The organism is Monashia sp. HAY1-11D, from assembly GCF_056868035.1.
Genome location: NZ_CP200320.1, coordinates 3207283 through 3230830 on the forward strand (window position 1 = coordinate 3207283; position 23548 = coordinate 3230830).

Below are 23548 nucleotides of genomic sequence, written 5' to 3' on the forward strand. Positions count from 1 at the left end.
CGAGAATGGCTGTCGTCATGACCGAGACCTCCGTGCCCCTGCCCGAGCCCACCACCGCACGCCCCGAGCCGGGCCAGCTGACCTTCCGGGCCCCGCGTCGCGGCAAGCCGCCGCGCCACCTCGCCGACCTCTCGCCGGCCGAGCGCAAGGATGCGGTGGCCGCGCTCGGCCACCAGGGGTTCCGGGCCCGGCAGCTGTCGACGCACTACTTCGAGCGGCTCGTCGACGACCCCGAGCAGATGACCGACCTGCCCAAGGGCGTCCGGTCCGAGCTCGTCGCCGACCTGCTGCCCACCCTGCTGACGCCGGTCGTGCAGCGCGTCGCCGACGACGGGCAGACCCTGAAGTACGCCTGGCGCCTGCACGACGGCGCCATCGTCGAGTCGGTCCTCATGCGCTACCCGAAGCGCGTCACCATCTGCATCTCGAGCCAGGCCGGGTGCGGGATGAACTGCCCGTTCTGCGCCACCGGCCAGGCGGGACTGACCCGCAACATGTCCGCGGCCGAGATCGTCGAGCAGGTCGTGTGGGCGGCCCGCGCGCTGCGCCGCGGCGAGCTGGCCGGCGGCGGCGACGCGGACCGCGAGCACCCGCTGCGCGTCAGCAACGTCGTCTTCATGGGCATGGGTGAGGCGCTCGCCAACTACAAGGCGGCCATCGGGGCCATCCGACGCCTCACCGACCCGGCGCCGGACGGCCTGGGCATGTCGGCGCGCGGCATCACGATGTCGACCGTGGGGCTCGTGCCGGGCATCGACAAGCTCGCCGCCGAGGGCATCCCGGTGACGCTCGCGCTCTCGCTCCACGCCCCCGACGACGAGCTGCGCGACGAGCTCGTGCCGATCAACACCCGGTGGAAGGTCGACGAGGCCATCGACGCGGCGTACCGCTACTTCCGGACCACCGGCCGACGCGTCTCCATCGAGTACGCCCTGATCCGCGACATCAACGACCAGGGGTGGCGGGCCGACCTGCTCGGCGAGAAGCTCGCCGCGCGGGGACGCGGCTGGGTGCACGTCAACCCGATCCCCCTGAACCCGACGCCGGGCTCGAAGTGGACCGCCTCGCGCCCCGGGGTCGAGCAGAACTTCGTCGAGCGTCTCCGGGCCCACGGGGTCCCGACGACGATCCGCGACACCCGCGGTCAGGACATCGACGGCGCCTGCGGGCAGCTCGCCGCCGCCACCGCCTGAGTCGGGCGGCCCCGGGTCACTCCTGCAGCCGCGCCAGCGCCGCGGCGGGGTCGACCCCGAGGTCGGACGCGACGAGCCGGACCAGCGACTCGGTCTCCTCGGCGCAGGCGGCGCACCCGCGCAGGTGCACGAGCATCTCGGGCAGCTGCCGGGTCTGCGGGTGCTCGACGAGAGCCTCGGCGTACCGGTCGGCGAGGTCGAAGCAGTCCTCGCACGACAGCCAGGGCTCCGTGTCCAGGCTCAGCGCCCGGGCGTCGTCGGGCGTGAGGCGCCGTGGTGTGGAGGTCATCGTGTCTCCCCGGTGGCGGGTGTCAGGTGTCCGGTGGCGGTCAGGTGGTCCCGGATCCGCGACCGGGCCACGTGCAGCGTCTTGTAGAGCGCGCCTCGCGTCGTGCCCAGCCGCTCGGCGAGGACGTCGATCGGTACCTGCTCGACGAGCAGCGCCACGGCGATCCGGCGCTGGTAGGGCGTGAGCGCGACCGCGAGCGCCGATGCCACGGCGGCGGCGAGGTCGGCGGCCTCGGCGTGGTGCTCCGGACCGGGGGCGGCATCGACCCACGTCGCGTCGTCGGGCAGGCAGACCTCGCGCGTGGCCCAGGCCTGCCGGCGAACCTCGTTGGCGGCGTGCAGGATGCCGAACTTGTAGGCCCAGGTCGTGAAACGGCTGCGGCCCTCGAAGGTGTCGAGCTTGGCGAGCACGTCCACGAGCGCGTCGTCTGCCGCACACTCCGCCACTCCCTCGAGAGTTGCCGCGCCGGCATGGGGCAGCTGGCCGCGCAGGTGCCACACCTGGTGGCGGGCGGCCTTGAGCACGAACGAGTGCAGCTCGCGCAGGGCCTCGTCACGCCGAGGACCGGTAGCGGTGAGGTCGGCGACCCAGTCGCGGGACACCGGGCGCGGGACCGGACGCGGGACCGCGCCGGGTGACCGCCCGGCGTCGACGGCCGGGTGCAGGGCGCCGTTCGGGTCGGCGATCGTCACGACGACCATCCTTCCGGGGAGAGGATGCGTGCGGCAAGGACCGGCGGGCAGCCTCGGTCGACGAGCTGCAGGACGGCGTGCACGTCGACGCGTCGGTCCGCGGCCAGCCGGCCGGCGAGGTCGGCATCGAAACCGGCCTCGAGCAGGCGGCACCGGCGCCACGTCGTCACGTCGACCGGCGGGCCCACCGGTCCGCAGCCCGGCTGGCGACGGGTCGGATGGATGGTCATACCGGGTTGGTGTCGTTCGACGCGGCCGTCTTACCGGACCGGCCGGGCTCCACCACGGGGTCGCGGAGGGCCGGCGGTAAGGCCCGCACCCCGGCCCGACACGAACAGGGTGTCGCGGCGAACGGTGCCCCGAGCCCCACGTACGGGGCGGGACGGCATCGACGCCGTGGGCCCGTGCATCACCTCATACGAGAACCAAGGAGTGCCCATGTCCAGCACCCACGCCATCCCGACGCGTCCCGGCAGCGGGGACGCCACAGCGGCCGCCGCACGCCGGGATCCGGCCCGCCAGGCGTTCCTCGTCCTCCGGACCGCGTTCACCGTCGCGCCGATCATCTTCGGCGCCGACAAGTTCGCCCACCTGCTCGTCGACTGGGACCGGTACCTGGCCCCACCGATCGCGCACCTGTCGCCGTTCAGCGTCCACCAGACCATGTACGTGGTCGGTGTCGTCGAGATCGTCGCCGGGGTCGTCGTGGCGGTGTGGCCTCGGATCGGGTCGCTCGTCGTCGCGGCGTGGCTGGCGGGCATCATCGTCAACCTGCTGCTGATCCCGGGCTACTACGACGTCGCGCTGCGCGACTTCGGGCTGTTCCTGGCCGCGGTCGCGCTGAGCCGCCTCGCCGTCGCCTACGACCGGCGGCCCCTGCCGTGGGCGCGGGGACACGCCCGGTCCTGACGCCGCTGCGGTCGCGCGCCGGCGATGTGCCCGGCGTCACGACCGCTCGTCCGTCCCAAGGGTCACCTCGGCGCACCGGCTCTGGCGCGGAGGCGACCCCGACGGCACAGTGAGGCCATGACCACCGACGGCATCGATGCCACGTCCGCCTTCGAGGCCTACCGCGAGCTGCACGCGTCGAGCCTGCGCGACCCGGAGGGGTTCTGGGCCCGGGCCGCCCGGGCCGTCGACTGGGTCACGCCGCCGACGCGCGTGCTCGACGACTCCCGGCCGCCCTTCTACCGCTGGTACCCGGACGCCGAGCTCAACGTGTGCCACAACGCCCTCGACCGGCACGTCGCCGCAGGACGCGCCGACCAGCCGGCGCTGCACTACGACTCACCCGTCACCGGGACGAAGGCGACCCTGACGTACGCCGACCTCCTCGACCGGGTCGCCCGCTTCGCCGGGGCGCTGGCCGGGCTCGGGGTCGAGAAGGGCGACCGCGTCGTCATCTACATGCCGATGGTGCCCGAGGCGGTCGTCGCGATGCTCGCCTGCGCCCGCCTCGGCGCCGTGCACTCGGTCGTCTTCGGCGGCTTCGCCCCGCAGGAGCTCGCGGCACGCATCGAGGACGCCGAGCCGAAGGTCGTCGTCTCGGCCAGCTGCGGCATCGAGCCCTCCCGCGTCGTCGAGTACAAGCCGATGCTCGACGCCGCCCTCGACCGAAGCAGCCACAAGCCGGAGTCGGTCGTCGTCCTGCAGCGCGAGCAGCGGCCGGCGGCGGTGGGGGAGCGCGACACCGAGTGGGAGGAGATGACCTGGGACGAGGTCGTCGCCGACGCGGAGCCGGCCGACTGCGTCACCGTCGCGGCCACCGACCCGCTCTACATCCTCTACACGTCCGGCACGACGGGCCGGCCCAAGGGCATCTACCGAGACTGCGGCGGGTACGCGGTCGCGCTGCGCTGGTCGATGGAGCACGTCTACGACGTCCGTCCCGGCGAGACGATGTTCACGGCCAGCGACGTCGGCTGGGTCGTCGGCCACTCCTACATCGTCTACGGTCCGCTGCTCACCGGCGCCACGACCGTCCTCTACGAGGGCAAGCCCGTCGGGACGCCCGACGCCGGCGCCTTCTGGCGCGTCATCGCCGAGTACGGCGCCGTGTGCCTCTTCACCGCCCCGACGGCCTTCCGGGCGATCAAGAAGGAGGACTCCGCGGCGGCCAAGGTCTCCGAGCACGACCTGCGCCGGTTCCGCACCCTCTTCCTCGCCGGCGAGCGGCTCGACCCCGACACGTACGAGTGGGCCTCGGTGGCGCTCGGTGTCCCGGTCGTCGACAACTGGTGGCAGACCGAGACCGGCTGGCCCATCGCCGCCAACCCCACGGGGATCGCGCTGCTGCCCATCAAGCCGGGCTCGCCGACCGTCGCGGTGCCCGGCTACGACGTCCGCGTCCTCGACGGCGAGGGGCACGAGGTGCCGGCCGGGACGGAGGGCGCCATCTGCATCAGGCTGCCCATGCCGCCCGGAACCCTGCCCACGCTGTGGCGCGACGACGACCGGTACGTGTCGTCCTACCTGTCGGCCTACCCCGGGTACTACCTCACCGGCGACGGTGGCTATCTCGACGAGGACGGCTACCTGTTCGTCATGGGCCGTACCGACGACGTCCTCAACGTCGCCGGGCACCGCCTTTCCACCGGCTCGCTCGAGGCGGCGCTCGCCGGGCACGAGGCCGTCGCGGAGTGCGCCGTCATCGGCGTCCACGACGATCTCAAGGGGCAGGTGCCGCGCGCCCTCGTCGTGCTCAAGTCGGGCATCGACGGCGACGTCGAGGGGGAGCGGATCCGGCGCGAGCTCGTGGACCGCGTCCGGGCCGAGGTCGGACCGGTGGCGGCGCTGCGCCGCGTCGACATCGTGCCCGCGCTGCCCAAGACCCGCTCGGGCAAGATCCTCCGCAAGACGATGCGCGAGATGGCCGATGGCAAGGACGCCGTGGTACCGGCGACGATCGAGGACGCCGCGGTCCTCGACGCCCTCGCCCCGGTGCTCACGGGCCCCGCCCAACGGCCTGAGTGACCTCCCGCCACAACCGCGCCATGGCGCAGTTGCGGCGGGCCGATCGTGCCCTGAGTGGTCCAGAATCGCGCCGTGGCGCGGTTGTGGCGGGCCGATCGCGCCGTGAGCGGTCGAGAATCGCGCCGTGGCGCGGTTCCGGTCAGGTGTCCGCGGCGGGACCGGCGGCGAGGATCCCCGGCACCTCCTCGATGTCGTCGACGAGGTGCACGGCGCCGGCCATCCGGCGGTCGGCGGCGAGCGCGTGCAGCGTCGGCCAGACCGGCACCTCGACCGACCACTGCCGGCGCCCGACGAGCACGAGCGGCGGCAGGTGCGCGTCGTCGAGGGCGTAGTACAGCGGCGTCACGGCCTGGAAGATCTCCTGCACCGTGCCGGCGGCACCGCCGAGCACGACGACGCCGGCCGTGCTGCGGGCGAGCAGCCCCTCCTCGCGGATCGCGTTGGAGAAGTACTTGGCCACGGCGTCGCAGAAGACGTTCGGCGGCTCGTGCCCGTAGAACCACGTCGGGATCCCGAGCGAACGGGCCGTCGGCCCGAGCGACTCCGTCGGCAGGGCCGGCTCGTCGCCCAGCAGGTCGCTGCGCACCGCGAGGGCGAGGCGCGCCCAGTCGGTGACCGACGGCCGGAACGTCGGCACGGCGGCGAGCCGGCCCAGGGCATCGTCGAGGTCGGCGGCGTCGCGGCACAGCGCGCCGAGGTTGACCGCCTCCATCGCTCCCGGACCGCCCCCGGTGGCCACGACGTGCCCGTCGGCGGCCAGACGGTGCCCGAGCCGGGCCGCGGCCGCGTACGCCTCGGTCCCGCGCTCGACGCGGTGGCCACCCATGACGCCGACGACCGAGCGTCCCGCGACCAGCTCGTCGAGCTCGTCGGTCACGGTGTCGTCGTGGATCGCCCGCACGAGCGTGCAGTAGGCGTCGGTGCGCAGGCGGGCGTCACGGAACCAGCGGTAGGCCCGCGCGTCGGGCGTCGCGTCGTAGCCGCTCTCGAGCCCCGCGTAGAGGTCTTCGGGCCGGTACAGGCCGCGCCACGGGTCGACGGGCGCGTCGGCGATGCCGGGGAACACGATGGCGCCGCGGCGCAGCAGCACCTCGGTGACCTCGATCGGCACCGTCCCTCCGAGCACGACCAGGCCGGTCAGGTCGGCGTGCTCGGCGAACCGCTGCGCGTAGCCGGTGAGGTCGAGCCCCTGCAGGCGCAGCCCCCCGAGCGGCGACCCGGCGTCGAGGTGGTCGTCCAGGGCCTCGAGGCTCTCGATCTCCATGGCGTCATCCTGCCGTGCCCGTCGCTCCGGGCGTGGACGCGGCACCGACACCGGCGCCGGGTTTGCGAGGATCGCGAGGTGCTCGCCGTCCTCGAGGGTTTCGCCACGATCGCCGTCATCGTCGCGGTCGGCTGGCTCCTCGCCGACCGCCGCATCCTCGACGAAGGCGCCCAGGTCACCCTCTCGCGGCTGGCCTTCCACGTCGCCTCGCCCGCGCTGCTGCTCACCGTCATGCAGCGCACATCGCTCGACGCCGTCCTGTCGGCCAACCTCGTCACGTCGCTCATCAGCTTCGCGGTCGTCGTCGTCCTCTACCTGACGATCGCCCGGTTCCGTTGGGCCGGAGGGACGCTCGGGTCCCGGCTCGTCGGCAGCCTGTCCGCCGCGTACGTCAACGCCGGCAACCTCGGCATCCCCATCGCCCTCTACGTCCTCGGCGACGTCGCGTGGGTCGCCCCGACGCTGCTCATGCAGCTGCTCGTGATCACCCCGGTCTACATGGCCCTGTTCGACAGCGACGCCCGCGGCGAGCGGCCGAGGCTGCTGCGGTCCCTGCGACGGATGTTCAGCAACCCGATCACGCTCGGCGCCGTCGCCGGGCTGCTCATCGCGGTGTTCGACGTGCACCTGCCGCGGGTCGTCGCCGACCCCGTCGACCTGCTCGGACGGATGGCCGTGCCGTCCATGCTCGTCGCGTTCGGCATCTCGCTGCGGCGTGGTCCGCGGCCGGCGACGGGCGGGGCGGCAGAGCACGTGTGGGCCATCGTCGGCATCAAGGTGCTGCTGATGCCGGCGGTCGCACTCACCGTCGGCCTGGCCCTGGGCCTGCGTGGCGACGCGCTCTTCGCCGTCGTCGTCACGGCCGCGTTGCCGACGGCCCAGAACATCTTCACGTACGCGGTGCGCTACCGCCGAGAGGTCAACCTCGCCCGCGACGTCATCTTCGTCAGCACGTTCGCCTCGATCCCGGTCATCCTCGCGATCGCGGCCCTCTTCCACGGCCTCGCCGGCGTCTGACCAGCAGGCGTGCCGGGACCGCCCGGCGCCCCGACCGCCCGGCCGCCGACCCCGGCCGACCCCGGCCGGCTCGCGGATGGCCCCGGCCGGCTCGCGGATGGCCCCGGCGGTGCAACACACCGAACAGCTGCCAGGGACCCCGGGAATACCCGTGCGGTGTTGGCGACTGCTCGGTGTGTTGCCGTGACGTGCGGGCCGGAGCGGGCGGGGGCGGGAGCAGGGCAGGCCGTGCGGGCGCGGTGCGCGGTCAGAAGTCGCCGAAGCCGCCGCCGAAGTCACCGCCGAAGTCGCCGCCGCCACCCCAGTCGCCGCCGAGGTCCCCGGCACCGAAGCCCTCACCGGCCGCGTTGACGTCACCGCCCGGGTCGCCAGCCGCGTCGCCACCACCGTCGGAGGTGTCGGAGGTCTCGGAGGCATCGGACGCACCGCCGCTGCCGTCGCCCTCGCCGGCCTGGGCTGCCTCGGGGGACTGGTCGTACCCGTCGAACAGCGCGTCGGCCACCGCCGAGCCCACGACGACACCGGCGATGGTGCCGAGCATCGAGCCGGCGATCATGCCGCCCATGCCCATCCCCATCCCGGTCCCCATGGCCCGGCCGCCCGTACCACCGGCAAAGGCGCCCTGGAGGTAGCCGGGCCGACGCAGCTCGGCGCGTGTGGCGCTGCGGGCGAGGTCGGCCGGCTCGTCGCTGCGCGGTCGCTCGGACTCGGGGAGGTCCTCGGTGAGGCGCTGGAGCACCATCTGGCGCTGCTCGGGCGAGAGCTGTGCGAAGGCCTCGGCGTGCACGCGCTCGAGGTCCTCGGGAGGCGCCGTGCGCAGCAGGTAGCGGTAGCGGGCGATGGCCCGCTCGTCCTCGGTGGAGGCTCCGCCACGCGGCGTGGGGACCGCGTACGGGTCGGCGCCGGGCGGCGCGGACCGCGGACCGGTAGGCGGGGCGCCGTGGCCCATGCCCCAGCCCTGTGGTCGACCGGGCTCGCGGCCCAGCAGTCGGTCGAGGAATCCCATGTCGTCTCCTTGCGTCGGCGTCACATGTGGCGACGGGGTGCCGGCATCGCTCGCCGGTCACGTACCCACGCCAACGACCGGAAGCCGGTCACCGTTCCTCGGTGACCGGCTCCCGGGCCGGTCACCGAGGAACGGTGACCGGCCACGCCCCCTCCCCGGGACGTCCTGACCGCCCGCGTCGGGCGGTGCACCACGGTGCAGGGCGGTGCACCGTGGTGCACGGTGGGCGCGACGCGTCAGAGGTGGTTCTCCGCCTCCGTGAGGACGGAACGCAGTCTCGACTCGATGTCGTCGAACTGCTCCGGGCCCATGATCAGCGGCGGCGCCAGCTGGACGACGGGGTCCCCACGGTCGTCGGCTCGACAGTAGATGCCGGCGTCGAAGAGCGCCTTGGACAGGAACCCGCGCAGCAGCCGCTCGGACTCGGCGTCGTCGAAGGTCTCACGCGTCTGCTTGTCCTTGACCAGCTCGATGCCGTAGAAGTACCCGGCACCGCGGACGTCGCCGACGAGCGGCAGGTCGAGCAGCTTGTCGAGCGTCGCCTTGAAGGCGGTGGCGTTCTGCTTGACGTGGTCGTTGAGACCCTCGCGCTCGAAGATGTCGAGGTTGGCCAGCGCCACGGCGGCCGACACCGGGTGCCCGCCGAAGGTGTAACCGTGCGGGAAGTAGTCCGTGCCCTTCCGGAACGGCTCGAACAGGCGCTCGCTGGCGATCATCGCGCCGATCGGTGAGTAGCCGCTCGTCATGCCCTTGGCGCAGGTGATGATGTCGGGCACGTAGCCGAAGTCGTCGCAGGCGAACATCGAGCCGATGCGGCCGAAGGCGCAGATGACCTCGTCGGAGACCAGGAGCACGTCGTACTCGTCGCAGATCTCGCGGACCCGCTCGAAGTACCCGGCCGGCGGCGGGAAGCAGCCACCCGAGTTCTGCACCGGCTCGAGGAAGACCGCCGCCACGGTGTCGGGCCCCTCGAACTCGATGGCCTCGGCGATGCGGTCGGCGGCCCAGCGGCCGAAGGCCTTCTCGTCGTCGCGCAGGTGCTCGGGAGCCCGGTACTGGTTGGTGTTGGGGACCCTGAACGTGCCGGGCACGAGCGGCTCGAACATCTGCTTGGCGGCCGGGATGCCGGTGATCGACAGGGCCCCCTGCGGCGTGCCGTGGTAGGCGACCGCGCGCGAGATGACCTTGTGCTTGGTCGGCTTGCCGGTCAGCTTGAAGTACTGCTTGGCCAGCTTCCACGCCGTCTCGACGGCCTCGCCCCCACCCGTCGTGAAAAAGACGCGGTTGAGGTCGCCGGGCGCGTGCGTGGCGAGCCGCTCGGCCAGCTCGATGGCCTTCGGGTGCGCGTAGCTCCACAGCGGGAAGAAGGCGAGCTCCTTGGCCTGCTTGGCTGCCGCCTCGGCGAGCTCCTCACGCCCGTGGCCGACCTGGACGACGAACAGACCCGCGAGCCCGTCGATGTACTCGTTGCCGCGGTCGTCCCAGATCTTCCAGCCCTGCCCGCGGGTGATGATCGGCACGGAGTGGCCCAGCCCGCCGTCTCCGGGGTCCTCGAACACCGAGTGGCGCGTGAAGTGCATCCACAGGTGATCGCGCGCGGCATCGGACAGCAGGGTCCCCGCAGGGGTGCGCTGGTCCGAGGCCGGTTCCCAGACCTCGTTCGGGTTGATGCTCATCGTGTTCCCCAGTTGTAGAGCTGTTTGTTGAGTTTGAGGTAGACGAACGTCTCGGTGGTGATGACGCCCTCGAGGGTGCGGATCCGCTCGGTCAGCAGCTCCAGGAGGTGGTCGTCGTCCTCGCAGACGACCTCGGCGAGCACGTCGAAGCTGCCCGCCGTGGTGACGACGTAGGACACCTCGTCCATGTCCGACAGGGCCTCGGCCACGGTCGACATGTCGCCGGAGACCCGCAGGCCGATCATCGCCTGACGCTGGAAACCGACCTGGAGGGGGTCGGTCACCGCGACGATCTGCATGACGTCGGCGTCGAGCAGGCGCTGGACGCGTTGGCGCACGGCCGCCTCGGACAGGCCCACCTCGGCAGCGATGGAGGCGTAGGACTTTCGTCCGTCCTGCTGGAGCAGCTCGATGATGGTCTTGGAGACCTCGTCGAGGTTGACGCCGCCCCGGCGGGGCGGCTTCGACCCGCTGTGGGCCACGCCACGGATGGTCGTCATGGGCCCGATACTGACCTGTGGAACACGACGTTGGCAAGTCCCCGCGCAACTGATTCCGAAGATTTTCCGGACCATCTCTTCACCATTGCGCAGGTCACTGTCTAGAGTGCCGCCATGACTTCGCAGCCGCGCCAGCTCCGCAACTTCATCGGCGGTCAGTACCTGGACCCCGAGACCGACGCGACCACCGACATCGTCAACCCGGCCACCGCCGCCGTCGTCGCCACTGCCCCCGTCAGCACGCAGGCGGACGTCGACCGCGCGTACGCCGCCGCGTCCAAAGCCTTCGAGACGTGGGGCGAGACGACGCCGAGCGAGCGGCAGGCGGCGCTGCTGAAGTTCGCCGACGCCATCGAGGCCCGCGCCGACGACTTCGTCCGGCTCGAGGGTGAGAACACCGGCAAGCCGCACGCCCTCACGGCGAGCGAGGAGATCCCGCCGATGCTCGACCAGCTGCGCTTCTTCGCCGGCGCCGCGCGAGTCCTCGAGGGCAAGTCGGCCGGGGAGTACATGCGGGGCCACACGTCCTTCGTCCGCCGCGAGCCGATCGGCGTCGTCGGGCAGGTCACGCCGTGGAACTACCCGATGATGATGGCGATGTGGAAGATCGCCCCGGCGCTCGCCGCCGGCAACACGATCGTCCTCAAGCCCTCCGACACGACGCCCGAGACGACGCTGCTGCTGGCCGAGCTCGCCTCGGAGTTCCTCCCCGAGGGCACCTTCAACGTCGTGACCGGCGACCGCGAGACCGGCCGCATGGTCGTCGAGCACCCGACGCCGGCGCTCGTGGCCATCACCGGGTCGGTGCGGGCCGGGATGCAGGTCGCCGAGAGCGCCTCGCGCGACCTCAAGCGCGTGCACCTCGAGCTCGGCGGCAAGGCGCCCGTCGTCGTCTTCGACGACGCCGACATCGAGGCGGCCGTCGAGGGCATCGCCGTCGGCGGCTACTTCAACGCCGGCCAGGACTGCACCGCGGCCACCCGCGTCCTCGCCGGTCCCCGCATCCACGACGACTTCGTCGCGGCCCTCGCGGAGTACGCGAAGAACGAGGCGAAGGTCGGGCTTCCCGAGGACCCGGACGCCCTCCTCGGCCCGGTCAACAACCCGAACCAGGTGGCCCACGTGGGCGGCATGATCGACCGTCTGCCCGACCACGCCCGGGTCGCCGCCGGTGGCCACCGCGCGGACGGCCTCGGCGACGGCTTCTTCTTCGAGCCGACCGTCCTCGCCGGCCTCAGGCAGGACGACGAGCAGATCCAGACCGAGATCTTCGGCCCGGTCATCACCGTCCAGCAGTTCACCGACGAGGCCGAGGCCCTCGCCTGGGCCAACGGCGTGCAGTACGGCCTGGCCTCGAGCGTGTGGACCAAGGACTTCGGTCGGGCCATGCGGATGAGCCGCAAGCTCGACTTCGGGTGCGTCTGGATCAACACCCACATCCCGATCGTCGCCGAGATGCCGCACGGCGGCTTCAAGCACTCCGGCTACGGAAAGGACCTGTCCATGTACGGGCTCGAGGACTACACGCGCATCAAGCACGTCATGGCCAACATCGAGTCCTGATGCCCCGCAGGGCAGCCCGCACGACCCGGGTCGACGTCGATCCTCTCCCGTCACCCACCGAGAACCCCTGGAGAAGAAGGCCATGAACGAGAAGCCCCTGGACAACCCGGTGCTGCGCGCGGCGCTCATGCGCGGCCTGGTGTCGCGCCGCAGCGCCATGATGGGCGCGGCCGGCGTCGGCGCAGCAGCCTTCCTGGCCGCGTGCGGCTCCGCCGGGCGCAACCCCGCGAGCGGCGGGGGCGGCCCCGCCGGGACCGCGTCCAAGACGGCCGCAGCGGCCGAGGACCTGTCCGACTCCGAGAAGATCGTCAACTGGTCCAACTGGACCGAGTACATCGACGTCGACGAGAAGACCAAGGCCCGCCCGACGCTCGACGCCTTCACGAAGGCGACCGGCATCAAGGTCAACTACACCGAGGACTACCTCGACAACGACGAGTTCTACGCGAAGGTCCGCCCGCTCCTGCAGCAGGGCAAGGACACCGGCCGCGACGTGTGGTGCAGCACGGACTGGATGGTCGCCCGGCTCATCCGCCAGGGCTACCTCCAGAAGCTCGACCTGGCGAACATCCCGAACGCCAAGAACCTCGAGGACTCCCTGCGCAACGTCGAGTTCGACCCCGGACGCGTCTACTCGCTGCCGTGGCAGAGCGGCTTCGCCGGCATCGGCTACAACCTCAAGGCCACCGGCGGCAAGAAGATCACGACGATGACCCAGCTGCTCACCGATCCCGCGCTCAAGGGCAAGGTGACGCTGCTGACCGAGATGCGCGACACCGTGGGGCTCGTGATGATGGAGCAGGGCAAGGACATCTCGAAGTTCACCGACGCGGACTTCAAGGCCGCGATCGACATGATCCAGCAGGCCAAGGACGCCGGGCAGATCAAGGGCTTCACCGGCAACGAGTACACCGACGGCCTGGCCAAGGGCGACATCGCCGCGTGCGCCGCGTGGACCGGCGACGTCGTCCAGCTGCAGTTCGACGACCCCAACATCCAGTACACCCTTCCGCAGAAGGGCTTCACGCTCTGGTCCGACAACTTCGTCATCCCGGCCCTGGCCAAGCACAAGAAGAACGCCGAGAGGCTCATCGACTACTACTACGACCCGAAGGTCATGGCCCAGGTCGAGGCCTACGTCAACTACATCGCGCCGGTCAAGGGCACCAAGGACGCGCTGCTCAAGATCGACAAGAGCCTCGGTGACAACCCGCTCATCGTGCCGCCGGCCGACGTGCTGTCGCGCGCCCAGGTGTTCCGCGGCCTGTCCGAGGCCGAGGAGACGAAGTACTCCCGCATGTTCGCCTCGATCACGGCCGGCTGATGGCGGGCACGGGCAAGGGCGACCTGCAGCTGGTCGCGCTGACGAAGGAGTTCGGGACCTTCACCGCGGTCCACCCCCTCGACCTCACCATCGAGGCCGGTTCGTTCTTCGCGCTGCTGGGTCCCTCGGGCTGTGGCAAGACGACCACCCTGCGGATGATCGCCGGCCTCGAGGCGCCGACGGGCGGACGCATCCGGATCGGCTCGGACGACATCACCGACACCAAGGCCTACCAGCGCAACGTCAACACGGTCTTCCAGTCCTACGCACTGTTCCCGCACATGTCGGTGCTCGACAACGTCATGTTCGGGCTGAAGCGACGCGGCGACAAGGAGGCTCGGCGCAAGGCCCAGGAGGCGCTCGAGCTCGTCGAGCTGGCCCATGTGGGCGGCAGGCGACCGACCCAGCTCTCCGGCGGCATGCAGCAGCGCGTCGCACTCGCGCGGGCCCTCGTCAACCGTCCGGACGTCCTCCTCCTCGACGAGCCGCTCGGCGCCCTCGACCTCAAGCTGCGTCGCCAGATGCAGATCGAGCTCAAGCGGATCCAGCAGGAGGTCGGGCTGACGTTCATCCACGTCACGCACGACCAGGAGGAGGCCATGACGATGGCCGACCGGATCGCCGTCATGAACGCCGGGCGCATGGAGCAGCTCGGTGACCCCGCGACCCTGTACGAGAAGCCGCGGTCGACGTTCGTGGCGAACTTCCTCGGGCAGTCCAACCTGCTGCGCGCCTCCGTCGTCGGGGGCGGCGCCACCGCCGGGACCGTTCGGGTCCGCAGCCACGAGGCCGAGCTCGAGGTCGCCCGTGCCCACCTGCCCGACGGCCAGGGCGACGTGTGGCTGGGCGTCCGTCCGGAGAAGCTGCGCCTCGGTGAGTCCGGCGGCCCCAACCGTCTGCGGGGCGTCGTGCGCGACGTGTCGTTCACGGGTGTCGCCACGCAGTACTCGGTGCAGATGCCCTGGGGCCAGGAGCTGACCGTCGTGCAGCAGAACGACGGCACGTCCCGGGCCACGCTCGGGGAGAACGTCACGATCTCCTGGGCCGCCGAGCACGGGTTCGCCCTGGACGCCTCGCAGGATGCCGAGGCCGGCGCGGAGCTGGTGGACGAGCGTGGCTGAGCAGGCCGTCCTGCCGTCCGCGACGGCGCACCCACCCGGACCGGCCGCAGCCCTCGAGGCGCCGCGTCGCCGACGCAACTGGGTGCCGTACGCGCTGCTGCTGCCCGGGCTGCTGTGGCTCGTCGTCTTCTTCGTCGCACCGATGGCCACGCTGGCGTCGCAGTCGCTCCAGGAGGGGAACGTCGACGACGGCTACGTGTTCACCGGGAACATCGGCATCTACGCCGACGCCTTCGGCCAGTACTGGCCGCAGATGCTGCGCTCGCTGCTCTACGCGGGCGCGGCCACGCTGCTGGCGCTGCTCATGGGCTACCCGCTCGCCTACTTCATCGCGCAGAAGGCCGGCCGCTGGAAGAACCTCGTGCTCGTCCTCGTGGTCGCGCCGTTCTTCACCAGCTTCCTCATCCGGACGCTCGCCTGGCGCACCATCCTGTCCGACGACGGTTGGGTGACGCCGCTGGCCCGCGCGCTGCACGTCACCGACCTGCTCAAGGCCGTCGGGCTGACGAACAACGACTCCCTGCTCTACTCGCAGTTCGGCGTCATCATGGGCCTGACGTACAACTTCCTGCCCTTCATGATCCTGCCGCTCTACACCTCGCTCGAGCGGCTCGACCCACGGCTGCTCGAGGCGGCGGGCGACCTGTACGCCTCGCCGTGGCAGACGTTCCGACGCGTCACCTGGCCGCTGTCGCTGCCCGGGGTCGTGGCCGGCACGCTGCTGACGTTCATCCCCGCCGCAGGCGACTTCGTCAACGCCAAGCTGCTCGGCAACACGCAGACGACGATGCTCGGCTCGGTCATCGACGCCCAGTTCCTGCGCGTCCTCGACTACCCGCTCGCCGCGGCCCTGTCGTTCATCATGCTCATCACGATCGTGACGATGGTCATGGTGTACGTCCGCCGCGCCGGCACGGAGGAGCTCCTCTGATGGCCTGGATCAGGAAGCACCTCATCGCCGTCGCCGGTCTGCTGGTGCTCGTCTACATGCTCGTGCCGAACCTCGTGGTCGCGATCTTCTCGTTCAACGAGCCCAAGGGCCGCTTCAACTACACGTTCAACGAGTTCTCGACCGACGCCTGGACGAATCCCTGTGGGGCACAGGGGATCTGCGAGTCCCTCGGCCTCAGCCTGCAGATCGGGGTCATCGCCTCGCTCGCCGCCACGGTCCTCGGCACGATGATCGCCTTCGCCCTGGGTCGGTACCGCTTCCGCGGCCGCTCGGCGACGAACCTGCTCATCTTCATGCCGATGGCCACCCCCGAGGTCGTCATGGGGTCGAGCCTCCTGACGCTCTTCCTCATGCTCGGGGTGCCGTCGGGCCGCGGCGCCATCCTCATCGCGCACATCATGTTCTGCGTCTCGTTCGTCGTCGTCGCCGTCAAGGCCCGGGTCGCCACCCTCGACCCACGGCTGGAGGAGGCGGCCGCCGACCTCGGGGCCAACCCGGTGCAGACCTTCCTGCGGGTGACGCTGCCGCTCGCGGCCCCCGGCATCGCGGCCGGTGCGCTGCTGTCGTTCTCGCTCAGCTTCGACGACTACATCATCACCAACTTCAACGCCAGCCCGAGCTCGATCACCTTCCCGATGTACGTCTGGGGGGCCTCGGCCCGTGGGGTTCCCGTGCAGGTCTACGTCGTCGGCACGCTGATGTTCCTGCTCGCGCTCGCCGTCGTCGTGGCCGGTCAGGCCGTGTCCAAGCGCCGCAACCGTCAGGTGGCCTGAGGCCGAATGCGAGTGCTCATGATCGGCTCTGGCGGGGTCGGTGACGCCGCGGCGCGCATCGCCGCCGAGCGCGGCTTCTTCGAGCGCTGGGTCGTCGCCGACCACGACCTGACGCGTGCCGAACGCACCGTCGCGGCCGTCGTCGAGCGCCACCCGGGCGAGGCACGTTTCGTCGCGGCCCGCGTCGACGCGTCGGACTCCGATGCCGTCACGGCGCTCGCCCACGAGCACAAGGTGACCCACGTGTTCAACGCCGTCGACCCGAAGTTCGACATGCCGATCTTCCGCGCGGCCAAGGCTGCCGGAGCCGACTACCTCGACATGGCGATGAGCCTGTCGCAGCGCCATCCGGAGCGGCCGTTCTCGGACACCGGGGTCAAGCTCGGCGACGAGCAGTTCGCCGAGGCGGGGGAGTGGGAGGCCGACGGGCGCCTGGCCCTCGTCGGCATCGGTGTCGAGCCCGGCCTGTCCGACGTGTTCGCCCGCTACGCCGCCGACCACCTCTTCTCCGAGATCGACGAGCTCGGCACCCGCGACGGCGCCGACCTCGTCGTCCGCGACGACGAGGGCCGCGAGATCTTCGCGCCGAGCTTCTCGATGTGGACGACGATCGAGGAGTGCCTCAACCCGCCCGTGGTCTGGGAGCGGGACCGCGGCTGGTTCACCACCGAGCCGTTCAGCGAGCCGGAGGTCTTCGACTTCCCCGAGGGCATCGGACCGGTCGAGTGCGTCAACGTCGAGCACGAGGAGGTCCTCCTCATGCCCCGGTGGGTCGAGGCCCGACGGGTGACCTTCAAGTACGGCCTCGGTGACGAGCTCATCGGCATCCTCAAGGTGCTGAACACCCTGGGGCTGGACCGCACCGACCCGGTCCGCGTCAAGGGCGTCGAGGTGTCGCCGCGCGACGTCGTCGCCGCGGTCCTGCCCGACCCGGCGACGATCGGGCCGCGGATGACCGGCAGGACGTGCGCCGGCCTCCTCGTCACCGGCACGGGCACCGACGGGCAGCCGCGCCGCACCTACCTCTACCACGTCGTCGACAACGAGCAGACGATGCGCGAGTACGGCGCCCAGTGCGTCGTGTGGCAGACGGCCGTCAACCCCGTCGTCGCCCTCGAGCTGCTCGCCCGAGGCACGTGGAAGGGCGTCGGGGTCCTCGGACCCGAGGCGTTCGACGCCGTGCCCTTCCTCGACCTGCTGGCCGCCCCGAAGCCGGTCGGCTACGGGTCCCCCTGGGGTCTCGAGGACCGCTGAGGGACCACCGCACCCCGACCAACCCACGACCGAGAACCTGTCCCGCGGGGACCTAGGCTGAGGAGCATGGCACGCGTGACAGAGCAGTCAGGGACCACGACGTCCGAGCCGGCGGTGGCGCCGGCGTCCGAGTCTGCGTCCGAGTCTCCGTTCGAGTCGGTGGTCGAGGCGGTGCCCAAGGGGCTGTTCATCGGCGGGTCGTGGCGCGACAGCAGCAGCGGCGCCACCATCGCCGTCGACGACCCGGCCACCGGGCAGGTCATCGCCCGGGTGGCCGACGCGACGGTCGAGGACGGCCGGGCCGCGCTCGACGCCGCCGTCGCGGCGCAGGCGGAGTGGGCCCGCACCGCCCCCCGCGACCGCGGCGAGATCCTCCGCGACGCGTACGAGCGGATCGTCGCCCGCACCGACGAGTTCGCGGCGCTCATGACCCTCGAGATGGGCAAGACCCTCGCGGAGTCCCGGGGCGAGGTCGCCTACGGTGCCGAGTTCTTCCGCTGGTTCTCGGAGGAGGCGGTCCGGGTCTCGGGTCGCTGGTCGACCGCGCCCAACGGCGCGTCTCGTCTCATGACGATGAAGCAGCCGGTGGGCCCGACGCTCATGATCACGCCGTGGAACTTCCCGCTGGCGATGGGCACCCGCAAGATCGGCCCGGCGATCGCGGCCGGCTGCACCATGGTCGTCAAGCCCGCGAGCCAGACGCCGCTGACGATGCTCGCGCTGGCCGACCTGCTGCAGCAGTGCGGCGTGCCCGACGGCGTCCTCAACGTCGTCACGACGAGCCACACCGGCGAGGTCATGGAGCCGCTCATCCGCGACCCGCGGCTGCGCAAGCTGACCTTCACCGGCTCGACGCCGGTGGGTCGCACCCTCATCGAGCAGGCCGCCCAGGGCGTCCTGCGCGTGTCGATGGAGCTCGGCGGCAACGCACCGTTCCTCGTCTTCGCCGACGCCGACCTCGACAAGGCCGTCGACGGCGCGATGCTGGCCAAGATGCGCAACATCGGCGAGGCGTGCACGGCGGCCAACCGGTTCTACGTCCACGAGTCGCTCGCCGACGAGTTCTCGACGCGGCTCGCCGAGCGGATGGGCGCCCTGACCCTCGGTCACGGCACCGACGACGGGGTCGACGTCGGCCCGCTCGTCGACGAGAAGGCTCGGACCAAGGTGGGCGCCCTCGTCCAGGACGCCGTCGACAAGGGCGCCCGCGTCCTCACCGGCGGCTCGGCGCGCGAGGGTGCCGGCTGGTTCTACGAGCCGACGGTGCTCGCCGACGTGCCGACCGACGCCGACCTCTCCCGCGAGGAGATCTTCGGTCCGGTCGCACCGGTCACGTCGTTCGCCGACGACGACGAGGCGGTGCGCCTGGCCAACGACACCGAGTACGGCCTCGTCGCCTACCTGTTCACGCGCGACCTGTCCCGGGCCATCCGGGTCAGCGAGGAGCTCGAGTACGGCATGGTCGGCGTCAACCAGGGCATCGTGTCGAACCCGGCCGCGCCCTTCGGTGGCGTCAAGCAGTCGGGCGTCGGCCGCGAGGGCGGCTTCGAGGGCATCGAGGAGTACCTCGAGACCAAGTACGTCGGCATCGCGCTCTGACGCGCCCACGAGGGGCACGCGACCCACGCGCGCGACGACGCCGGGGCACCCGCGGGTGCCCCGGCGTCCTGCCCCAAAACGCGCTCACCGGCGGAGTTCCCGTGGTGCAATCGTGCGCATGGTCACCCCTGCTGGACACCGTGATGCCGGTTCGTTGCGCTCGCTCGACGCGCTGCTCACCGAGACCGACGAGGTGCTGCGCCGTGGCGGCGTCGCCGGTGCACAGGTGTGGCCCACCGCGTTCCCGGTGCTCGACGCGACGCTGACCGGGGGCTTCCGCGCCGGCGAGCTCGTCCTCCTCGGCGGTCCCGCCGGCCACGGCAAGACGACGCTCGGGCTCCAGCTGGCCCGCAACGCCGTGGCCGCGGGCGGTTCGGCCGTCGTCTTCTCCTACGAGCACGAGTCGTACACGCTCCTCGAGCGGCTCATCTCCATGGAGGCGGTGGAGGCCGTCGGCTCCTACGCCGGTGAGGTCGCCGGCGTCGTCGAGGTGCGGCGTGCGCTCGAGGTGGGCTCCGGTGGCGCATCGCTCGCGTCGGTCCTGGCCGACCTGCCCGGTGGCACGGCCGCCCACGAGGCCCTCGCCGGCTACGGCGACCGGCTCCACATCCACGAGTCCTCCGGCGCGACGACCTCCCTCGAGGAGGTCGCCGCCGTCATCGGACGCGTCACCCAGGCCACCGGCCAGGCGCCGTTCGTCCTGCTCGACTACATCCAGAAGGTCCCCGTCGACGGCGAGGACGAGAACGCCCGCGTCACCGCCGCGGCCGAGGGGCTCAAGGATCTCGCCCTCGCGGCCCGCGTCCCCATCGTCACCATCTCGGCCGCCGACAAGGAGGCCCTCGGCAGCGGCCACCGGATGCGCACCCACGACCTGCGCGGCTCCTCGGCGCTGGCCTACGAGGCCGACGTCGTGCTCATCGTCAACGACAAGGTCGACGTCGTCTCGCGCGAGCACCTCGTCTACGACCTCGGCAACATCCAGCGGTTCCGCGGCTGGACCGTCGTCAGCATCGAGAAGAACCGCCACGGTCGCTCGGGCGTCGAGCTGGAGTTCGCCAAGGACTTCGAGCACGGGCGCTTCGACCCGGCCGGCAAGGCCGTCACCGAGCGCCTCATCGACGAGCGCGTCTTCGTCTCCTGAGGCACTGCGGTGGGCTTCCTGCGCGGACTGCTGGGCGGCGGCGACGCGGAGGAGCCGGTCACCGTCGTGCTGCACGACGTCAGCCACCGCGTGTTCGTCGAGGCCGCGCCCGACGCCGTGTGGCAGGCGCTCGTCGCCCCCGCGCCCGCCGCCGCGCGGGGCGTCGACTGCGTGGGCCTCGTCGCGCTCCCGCGCCCGGAGCCGACCGGTCTGCCGGAGTTCGCCGGGGTCTGGCGGCGAGCGGACGGCCGCCTGTGGGCGGGCCTGTCGACCGTCGTCGACCTCGAGCCCGGGCGTCGCGTCGTCGCGCGGTCGGCCGACGGGGCCGTGGCGTTCGAGCTGACGACGACCGTGGAGCCGCTCGACCACGGCACCGTCGTGTCGCAGGTGCTGGCCGGGCTGTCGCCGGACGACCCGCTCTCCGGGTTCGCCCGCAGCTGGCTCGCGCGAGGCCTCCTCGGCGTCAAGGCCGACGTCGAGGGTCGGCCGCGCGACGTGCCGGAGGCGACCGCAGCGACCGCATCCGACCCCTGGGCGGCCCACCACCCCGCCGGTCCGGGTCCCGACGGTCTCGGCGTGCCGGGCGTCCCCGGCGCGCTCGGGCCCGGAGGCGGAACCGCCGCCCCCGCAGGCACTCTCGCCCGGACGTCGGCGGTGCCGGCGTGGGTACCGGTGACGGCGTCCGCCGCCGTCGACCTCGCGCTGGGGGCCGACCAGGTCTGGTCGTTCCTGCTGGACCCGGGCTCGGAGCCGCTGCTGCGGCCCGACGTGGAACGCGTCGTCCGGCTCGAGCTCGCCGATGCGCCCGGGACCGAGCACGTCCTCGCCGTGCACCGTGCCGGGGACGGACGCCGTGCCGCGAGCCTGTCGGTCCTGGCCGTCACGCCGGATCGACGCCGGGTCGTCGAACGCGACCTCGGCTCCCCCCGCGAGAGCGACGTCGAGACCGTCGTCGAGGACGCCGGCGTCGGTTGCCGCCTGACCGAGACCCTGACGACGTGGCTGCCGACGTCCCCGGGCAGCGCGCCGGACACGGCGGCCCTCACCGCCTTCCTGCAGGCCCGGCTCGAGACGGTCCGCACGCTCGTCGAGGCGGGCGTGGCTGCGCCCCGGGACCCCCGCACCGGTTTCCTGCCACCCTCCTCGCCGGACGCCGGCCCGGCATCCGACGTCGCACCCCATGCGGCACCCGGCGCCGCACCCGACGCCGTCCCGAGCGGACGCCCGAGCGTGCCGTCGAGCGTCCTGCTGCCTCCGCCGCACGTCGTCGCCCCGGCCCGCGCGTACGTCCCGACCCCCACGTGGTGGTGGGGCGACCTGGGCCTGCACACCCTCGACCTCGGCTGGTGGTGAGCACGCCGGGAGGCTCGGGTGCTGTCGGCGCCCGCCCGTACCGTCGGAGGATGGACGACACCGGCGCCGACCTCGACGCGCTGCAGGACCTTCTCGACCGCTCCCACGCGCGGGCCACGGGCCACCTGCGCGGCATCATCACCGACGAGCGCACCCTCACGGCCCGTCAGCTCGCCCAGCTGCTCACCGGCATGAGGGTGCTCAGCGTCGCCACGGTCACCGCCCGCGGCGAGCCGCGCATCAGTGCGCTCGACGGGCACTTCCTGCACGGCACCTGGACCTTCGGCACGAGCGGCTCGTCGGCCAAGGCGCGCCACCTCGAGCGGCGTCCTGCCGTCAGCGTCGCCCACGTCGACGGCGAGGAGCTCGCCCTCTTCAGCCACGGGTACGCCGAGCTCATCGCCCCGGGGCCCGAGCTCGATGCCGTCGACGCCCACTGGACGGCGCACTACGGGAGCAGTCCCTTCTCCTGGGGCGAGGACATCCGGTTGTACCGCCTGCGCATGACGTGGGCCGTCGCCTACGCGTCCGACCGCGACGAGCTGCTGCGCTCGCGCGGCGTCTCGGCCTGACCACCCCCGCGCGCTGCCGGCCGCGGTTGCACGGGCGCGGGGGCCGGTGAGGAACAATGCCCGGGTGACCGACGCCGCCGCCGCCCGCCCCCGCCGGATCGTCCTGCTCGGATCGACCGGCTCGATCGGCACCCAGGCCATCGACATCGTCCGCCGCAACCCGGACCGGTTCGAGGTCGTCGGTCTGTCCGCGGGTTCCAACCTCGCCCTCGTCGCCGAGCAGGCCGTGGCGCTGCGCGTGCCCGCCGTCGCGGCAGCATCCGGCAGCGTCGCGGACCTCGAGGCGGCGGTCAGGGCGGCGGCCGACCGGTCGGGCGTCACCGCGTACGAGCCCGAGCTGCTCGTCGGCGCCGACGCGAGCACCGTCCTCGCCGGGCGCGAGGCCGACGTCGTCGTCAACGGCATCACCGGCGCCATCGGGCTCGAGCCGACGCTGGCCGCGCTGCGCGCGGGCACGACGCTCGCGCTGGCCAACAAGGAGTCGCTCATCATCGGCGGACCTCTGGTCAAGGCGCTCGCCGCCCCGGGACAGATCGTCCCCGTCGACAGCGAGCACTCGGCCATCGCCCAGGCCCTGCGCGGGGGACGCGCCGACGAGGTACGACGTCTCGTCGTCACCGCGAGCGGCGGTCCGTTCCGGGGCCGCTCCCGCGCCGAGCTGGCCGACGTGACGCCCGAGCAGGCCCTCGCCCACCCGAACTTCGCCATGGGCCGGGTCATCACGACGAACTCGGCGACGCTCGTCAACAAGGGACTGGAGGTCATCGAGGCGCACCTGCTCTTCGACGTCCCGTTCGAGGCGATCGAGGTCGTCGTGCACCCGCAGCAGATGATCCACTCCATGGTGGAGTTCGTCGACGGCTCGACGATCGCCCAGGCCGGCCCGCCGAGGATGCTCGTCCCCATCGCGCTCGGCCTGAGCTGGCCCGAGCGCGTCCCCGACGTCGACGTGCCGTGCGACTGGTCGAGCGCCCAGTCGTGGGAGTTCGAGCCGCTCGACGACGACGCGTTCCCGGCCGTGGCGCTCGCGCGCCGCGTCGGTGCCTCCGGCGGCACGTGGCCGGCGGTCTACAACGCCGCGAACGAGGTCGCCGTGGACGCCTTCCACGACGGCCGCATCGGGTTCGTCGACATCGTCGACACCGTCGCCCGGGTCGTCGACGCGTACGCCGACGAGCCCGCCTCCCGCGCCTGGGATCTCACGCTCGCCGACGTCCTCGCCGCCGACGCCTGGGCCCGCCAGGCCGCCGAGGCGTCGATCGCCCCCTGACCCACGCTGGCCA

At 72.1% G+C, this 23548-nt stretch carries 22 protein-coding genes; 15 read left to right on the top strand and 7 right to left on the bottom strand.

Annotation, left to right across the window (positions count from 1 at the left end; all coding sequences use genetic code 11):
• Positions 1–17: 17 nt before the first annotated feature.
• Positions 18–1193 carry a dual-specificity RNA methyltransferase RlmN gene (gene rlmN / locus AC1VM9_RS14815; protein WP_483123157.1) on the top strand — a complete coding sequence of 392 codons (1176 nt, stop codon included), beginning with the start codon at positions 18–20 and terminating at the stop codon, positions 1191–1193.
• A gap of 16 nt (positions 1194–1209) precedes the next feature.
• Here rlmN and AC1VM9_RS14820 read toward each other — a convergent pair whose 3' ends face one another.
• From AC1VM9_RS14820 to AC1VM9_RS14830, 3 genes are read right to left on the bottom strand one after another with little or no spacing between them, the layout of a single operon-like run.
• On the bottom strand, positions 1210–1482 hold the full coding sequence (locus AC1VM9_RS14820; protein ID WP_481345594.1) for a hypothetical protein: 273 nt from the start codon (positions 1480–1482) through the stop codon (positions 1210–1212).
• Positions 1479–2174, bottom strand: coding sequence for a sigma-70 family RNA polymerase sigma factor (locus AC1VM9_RS14825; protein WP_483123159.1), 696 nt, complete (start codon positions 2172–2174; stop codon positions 1479–1481). Before AC1VM9_RS14825 ends, AC1VM9_RS14820 begins: the two co-directional genes overlap by 4 nt.
• Entirely contained in the window at positions 2171–2404 is a 234-nt protein-coding gene (locus tag AC1VM9_RS14830) for a hypothetical protein (protein WP_483123160.1), read from the bottom strand. Before AC1VM9_RS14830 ends, AC1VM9_RS14825 begins: the two co-directional genes overlap by 4 nt.
• Before the next feature lie 208 nt (positions 2405–2612).
• Here AC1VM9_RS14830 and AC1VM9_RS14835 point away from each other — a divergent pair, with 208 nt between their 5' ends.
• Together AC1VM9_RS14835 and AC1VM9_RS14840 are read left to right on the top strand one after the other, a co-directional pair.
• Positions 2613–3083 (top strand): hypothetical protein, encoded by a 471-nt coding sequence (locus AC1VM9_RS14835; protein ID WP_481339261.1) that lies wholly within the window; start codon positions 2613–2615, stop codon positions 3081–3083.
• Positions 3084–3200: 117 nt separating this feature from the next.
• Positions 3201–5147 carry a propionyl-CoA synthetase gene (locus tag AC1VM9_RS14840; RefSeq protein ID WP_483123162.1) on the top strand — a complete coding sequence of 649 codons (1947 nt, stop codon included), beginning with the start codon at positions 3201–3203 and terminating at the stop codon, positions 5145–5147.
• Positions 5148–5286: 139 nt separating this feature from the next.
• Here AC1VM9_RS14840 and AC1VM9_RS14845 read toward each other — a convergent pair whose 3' ends face one another.
• Positions 5287–6411: an LOG family protein gene (locus tag AC1VM9_RS14845; protein WP_481347514.1), complete on the bottom strand. Its 1125-nt coding sequence runs from the start codon at positions 6409–6411 to the stop codon at positions 5287–5289.
• Between the two features lie 78 nt (positions 6412–6489).
• Here AC1VM9_RS14845 and AC1VM9_RS14850 point away from each other — a divergent pair, with 78 nt between their 5' ends.
• Positions 6490–7428, top strand: a complete 939-nt coding sequence (locus tag AC1VM9_RS14850; protein WP_483123163.1) for an AEC family transporter — start codon at positions 6490–6492, stop codon at positions 7426–7428.
• A 247-nt stretch (positions 7429–7675) separates the two neighbouring features.
• Here AC1VM9_RS14850 and AC1VM9_RS14855 read toward each other — a convergent pair whose 3' ends face one another.
• The 3 genes from AC1VM9_RS14855 to AC1VM9_RS14865 form a co-directional block, all read right to left on the bottom strand.
• Positions 7676–8434: a hypothetical protein gene (locus tag AC1VM9_RS14855; protein ID WP_483123164.1), complete on the bottom strand. Its 759-nt coding sequence runs from the start codon at positions 8432–8434 to the stop codon at positions 7676–7678.
• Between the two features lie 236 nt (positions 8435–8670).
• Positions 8671–10110: an aspartate aminotransferase family protein gene (locus AC1VM9_RS14860; protein WP_483123166.1), complete on the bottom strand. Its 1440-nt coding sequence runs from the start codon at positions 10108–10110 to the stop codon at positions 8671–8673.
• Entirely contained in the window at positions 10107–10610 is a 504-nt protein-coding gene (locus tag AC1VM9_RS14865; RefSeq protein ID WP_481341297.1) for an Lrp/AsnC family transcriptional regulator, read from the bottom strand. Before AC1VM9_RS14865 ends, AC1VM9_RS14860 begins: the two co-directional genes overlap by 4 nt.
• A 114-nt stretch (positions 10611–10724) precedes the next feature.
• On the opposite strand from AC1VM9_RS14865, the gene AC1VM9_RS14870 reads away from it, so the two are divergent.
• From AC1VM9_RS14870 to dxr, 11 genes are all read left to right on the top strand, one after another.
• Complete coding sequence (locus AC1VM9_RS14870) at positions 10725–12173, top strand: gamma-aminobutyraldehyde dehydrogenase (protein ID WP_481347345.1); 1449 nt, start codon at positions 10725–10727, stop codon at positions 12171–12173.
• Positions 12174–12255: 82 nt separating this feature from the next.
• Positions 12256–13497: a polyamine ABC transporter substrate-binding protein gene (locus AC1VM9_RS14875; RefSeq protein ID WP_481341299.1), complete on the top strand. Its 1242-nt coding sequence runs from the start codon at positions 12256–12258 to the stop codon at positions 13495–13497.
• Positions 13497–14618, top strand: coding sequence for an ABC transporter ATP-binding protein (locus AC1VM9_RS14880; protein WP_481341300.1), 1122 nt, complete (start codon positions 13497–13499; stop codon positions 14616–14618). The genes AC1VM9_RS14875 and AC1VM9_RS14880 overlap by 1 nt, the downstream gene beginning before the upstream one ends.
• Complete coding sequence (locus tag AC1VM9_RS14885) at positions 14611–15549, top strand: ABC transporter permease (RefSeq protein ID WP_481341301.1); 939 nt, start codon at positions 14611–14613, stop codon at positions 15547–15549. The genes AC1VM9_RS14880 and AC1VM9_RS14885 overlap by 8 nt, the downstream gene beginning before the upstream one ends.
• A complete protein-coding gene (locus AC1VM9_RS14890) occupies positions 15549–16343 on the top strand; it encodes an ABC transporter permease (RefSeq protein WP_481341302.1) in 795 nt (264 codons plus the stop codon). The genes AC1VM9_RS14885 and AC1VM9_RS14890 overlap by 1 nt, the downstream gene beginning before the upstream one ends.
• Positions 16344–16349: 6 nt before the next feature.
• Complete coding sequence (locus AC1VM9_RS14895) at positions 16350–17597, top strand: saccharopine dehydrogenase family protein (protein WP_483123167.1); 1248 nt, start codon at positions 16350–16352, stop codon at positions 17595–17597.
• Positions 17598–17663: 66 nt separating this feature from the next.
• Complete coding sequence (locus tag AC1VM9_RS14900; protein ID WP_483123168.1) at positions 17664–19196, top strand: NAD-dependent succinate-semialdehyde dehydrogenase; 1533 nt, start codon at positions 17664–17666, stop codon at positions 19194–19196.
• Between the two features lie 118 nt (positions 19197–19314).
• Positions 19315–20340 (top strand): DnaB-like helicase C-terminal domain-containing protein, encoded by a 1026-nt coding sequence (locus tag AC1VM9_RS14905; protein ID WP_483123169.1) that lies wholly within the window; start codon positions 19315–19317, stop codon positions 20338–20340.
• Between the two features lie 9 nt (positions 20341–20349).
• Complete coding sequence (locus tag AC1VM9_RS14910) at positions 20350–21693, top strand: hypothetical protein (RefSeq protein ID WP_483123171.1); 1344 nt, start codon at positions 20350–20352, stop codon at positions 21691–21693.
• Between the two features lie 50 nt (positions 21694–21743).
• Positions 21744–22265, top strand: a complete 522-nt coding sequence (locus tag AC1VM9_RS14915) for a pyridoxamine 5'-phosphate oxidase family protein (protein WP_481346501.1) — start codon at positions 21744–21746, stop codon at positions 22263–22265.
• Between the two features lie 64 nt (positions 22266–22329).
• Positions 22330–23535: a 1-deoxy-D-xylulose-5-phosphate reductoisomerase gene (gene dxr / locus AC1VM9_RS14920; protein WP_481346500.1), complete on the top strand. Its 1206-nt coding sequence runs from the start codon at positions 22330–22332 to the stop codon at positions 23533–23535.
• The last annotated feature ends 13 nt before the right edge of the window (positions 23536–23548 follow it).

Bases quoted from the DNA above. Each gene is read 5' to 3' on its own strand.
- AC1VM9_RS14835 (WP_481339261.1), top strand. From the start codon at position 2,613: ATGTCCAGCACCCACGCCATCCCGACGCGTCCCGGCAGCGGGGACGCC.
- AC1VM9_RS14865 (WP_481341297.1), bottom strand. From the start codon at position 10,610: ATGACGACCATCCGTGGCGTGGCCCACAGCGGGTCGAAGCCGCCCCGC.
- AC1VM9_RS14900 (WP_483123168.1), top strand. From the start codon at position 17,664: ATGGCACGCGTGACAGAGCAGTCAGGGACCACGACGTCCGAGCCGGCG.
- AC1VM9_RS14855 (WP_483123164.1), bottom strand. From the start codon at position 8,434: ATGGGATTCCTCGACCGACTGCTGGGCCGCGAGCCCGGTCGACCACAG.
- AC1VM9_RS14895 (WP_483123167.1), top strand. From the start codon at position 16,350: ATGCGAGTGCTCATGATCGGCTCTGGCGGGGTCGGTGACGCCGCGGCG.
- AC1VM9_RS14860 (WP_483123166.1), bottom strand. From the start codon at position 10,110: ATGAGCATCAACCCGAACGAGGTCTGGGAACCGGCCTCGGACCAGCGC.
- AC1VM9_RS14870 (WP_481347345.1), top strand. From the start codon at position 10,725: ATGACTTCGCAGCCGCGCCAGCTCCGCAACTTCATCGGCGGTCAGTAC.
- rlmN (WP_483123157.1), top strand. From the start codon at position 18: ATGACCGAGACCTCCGTGCCCCTGCCCGAGCCCACCACCGCACGCCCC.
- AC1VM9_RS14880 (WP_481341300.1), top strand. From the start codon at position 13,497: ATGGCGGGCACGGGCAAGGGCGACCTGCAGCTGGTCGCGCTGACGAAG.
- AC1VM9_RS14830 (WP_483123160.1), bottom strand. From the start codon at position 2,404: ATGACCATCCATCCGACCCGTCGCCAGCCGGGCTGCGGACCGGTGGGC.
- AC1VM9_RS14840 (WP_483123162.1), top strand. From the start codon at position 3,201: ATGACCACCGACGGCATCGATGCCACGTCCGCCTTCGAGGCCTACCGC.
- AC1VM9_RS14875 (WP_481341299.1), top strand. From the start codon at position 12,256: ATGAACGAGAAGCCCCTGGACAACCCGGTGCTGCGCGCGGCGCTCATG.
- AC1VM9_RS14890 (WP_481341302.1), top strand. From the start codon at position 15,549: ATGGCCTGGATCAGGAAGCACCTCATCGCCGTCGCCGGTCTGCTGGTG.
- AC1VM9_RS14845 (WP_481347514.1), bottom strand. From the start codon at position 6,411: ATGGAGATCGAGAGCCTCGAGGCCCTGGACGACCACCTCGACGCCGGG.
- AC1VM9_RS14915 (WP_481346501.1), top strand. From the start codon at position 21,744: ATGGACGACACCGGCGCCGACCTCGACGCGCTGCAGGACCTTCTCGAC.
- AC1VM9_RS14820 (WP_481345594.1), bottom strand. From the start codon at position 1,482: ATGACCTCCACACCACGGCGCCTCACGCCCGACGACGCCCGGGCGCTG.
- AC1VM9_RS14905 (WP_483123169.1), top strand. From the start codon at position 19,315: ATGGTCACCCCTGCTGGACACCGTGATGCCGGTTCGTTGCGCTCGCTC.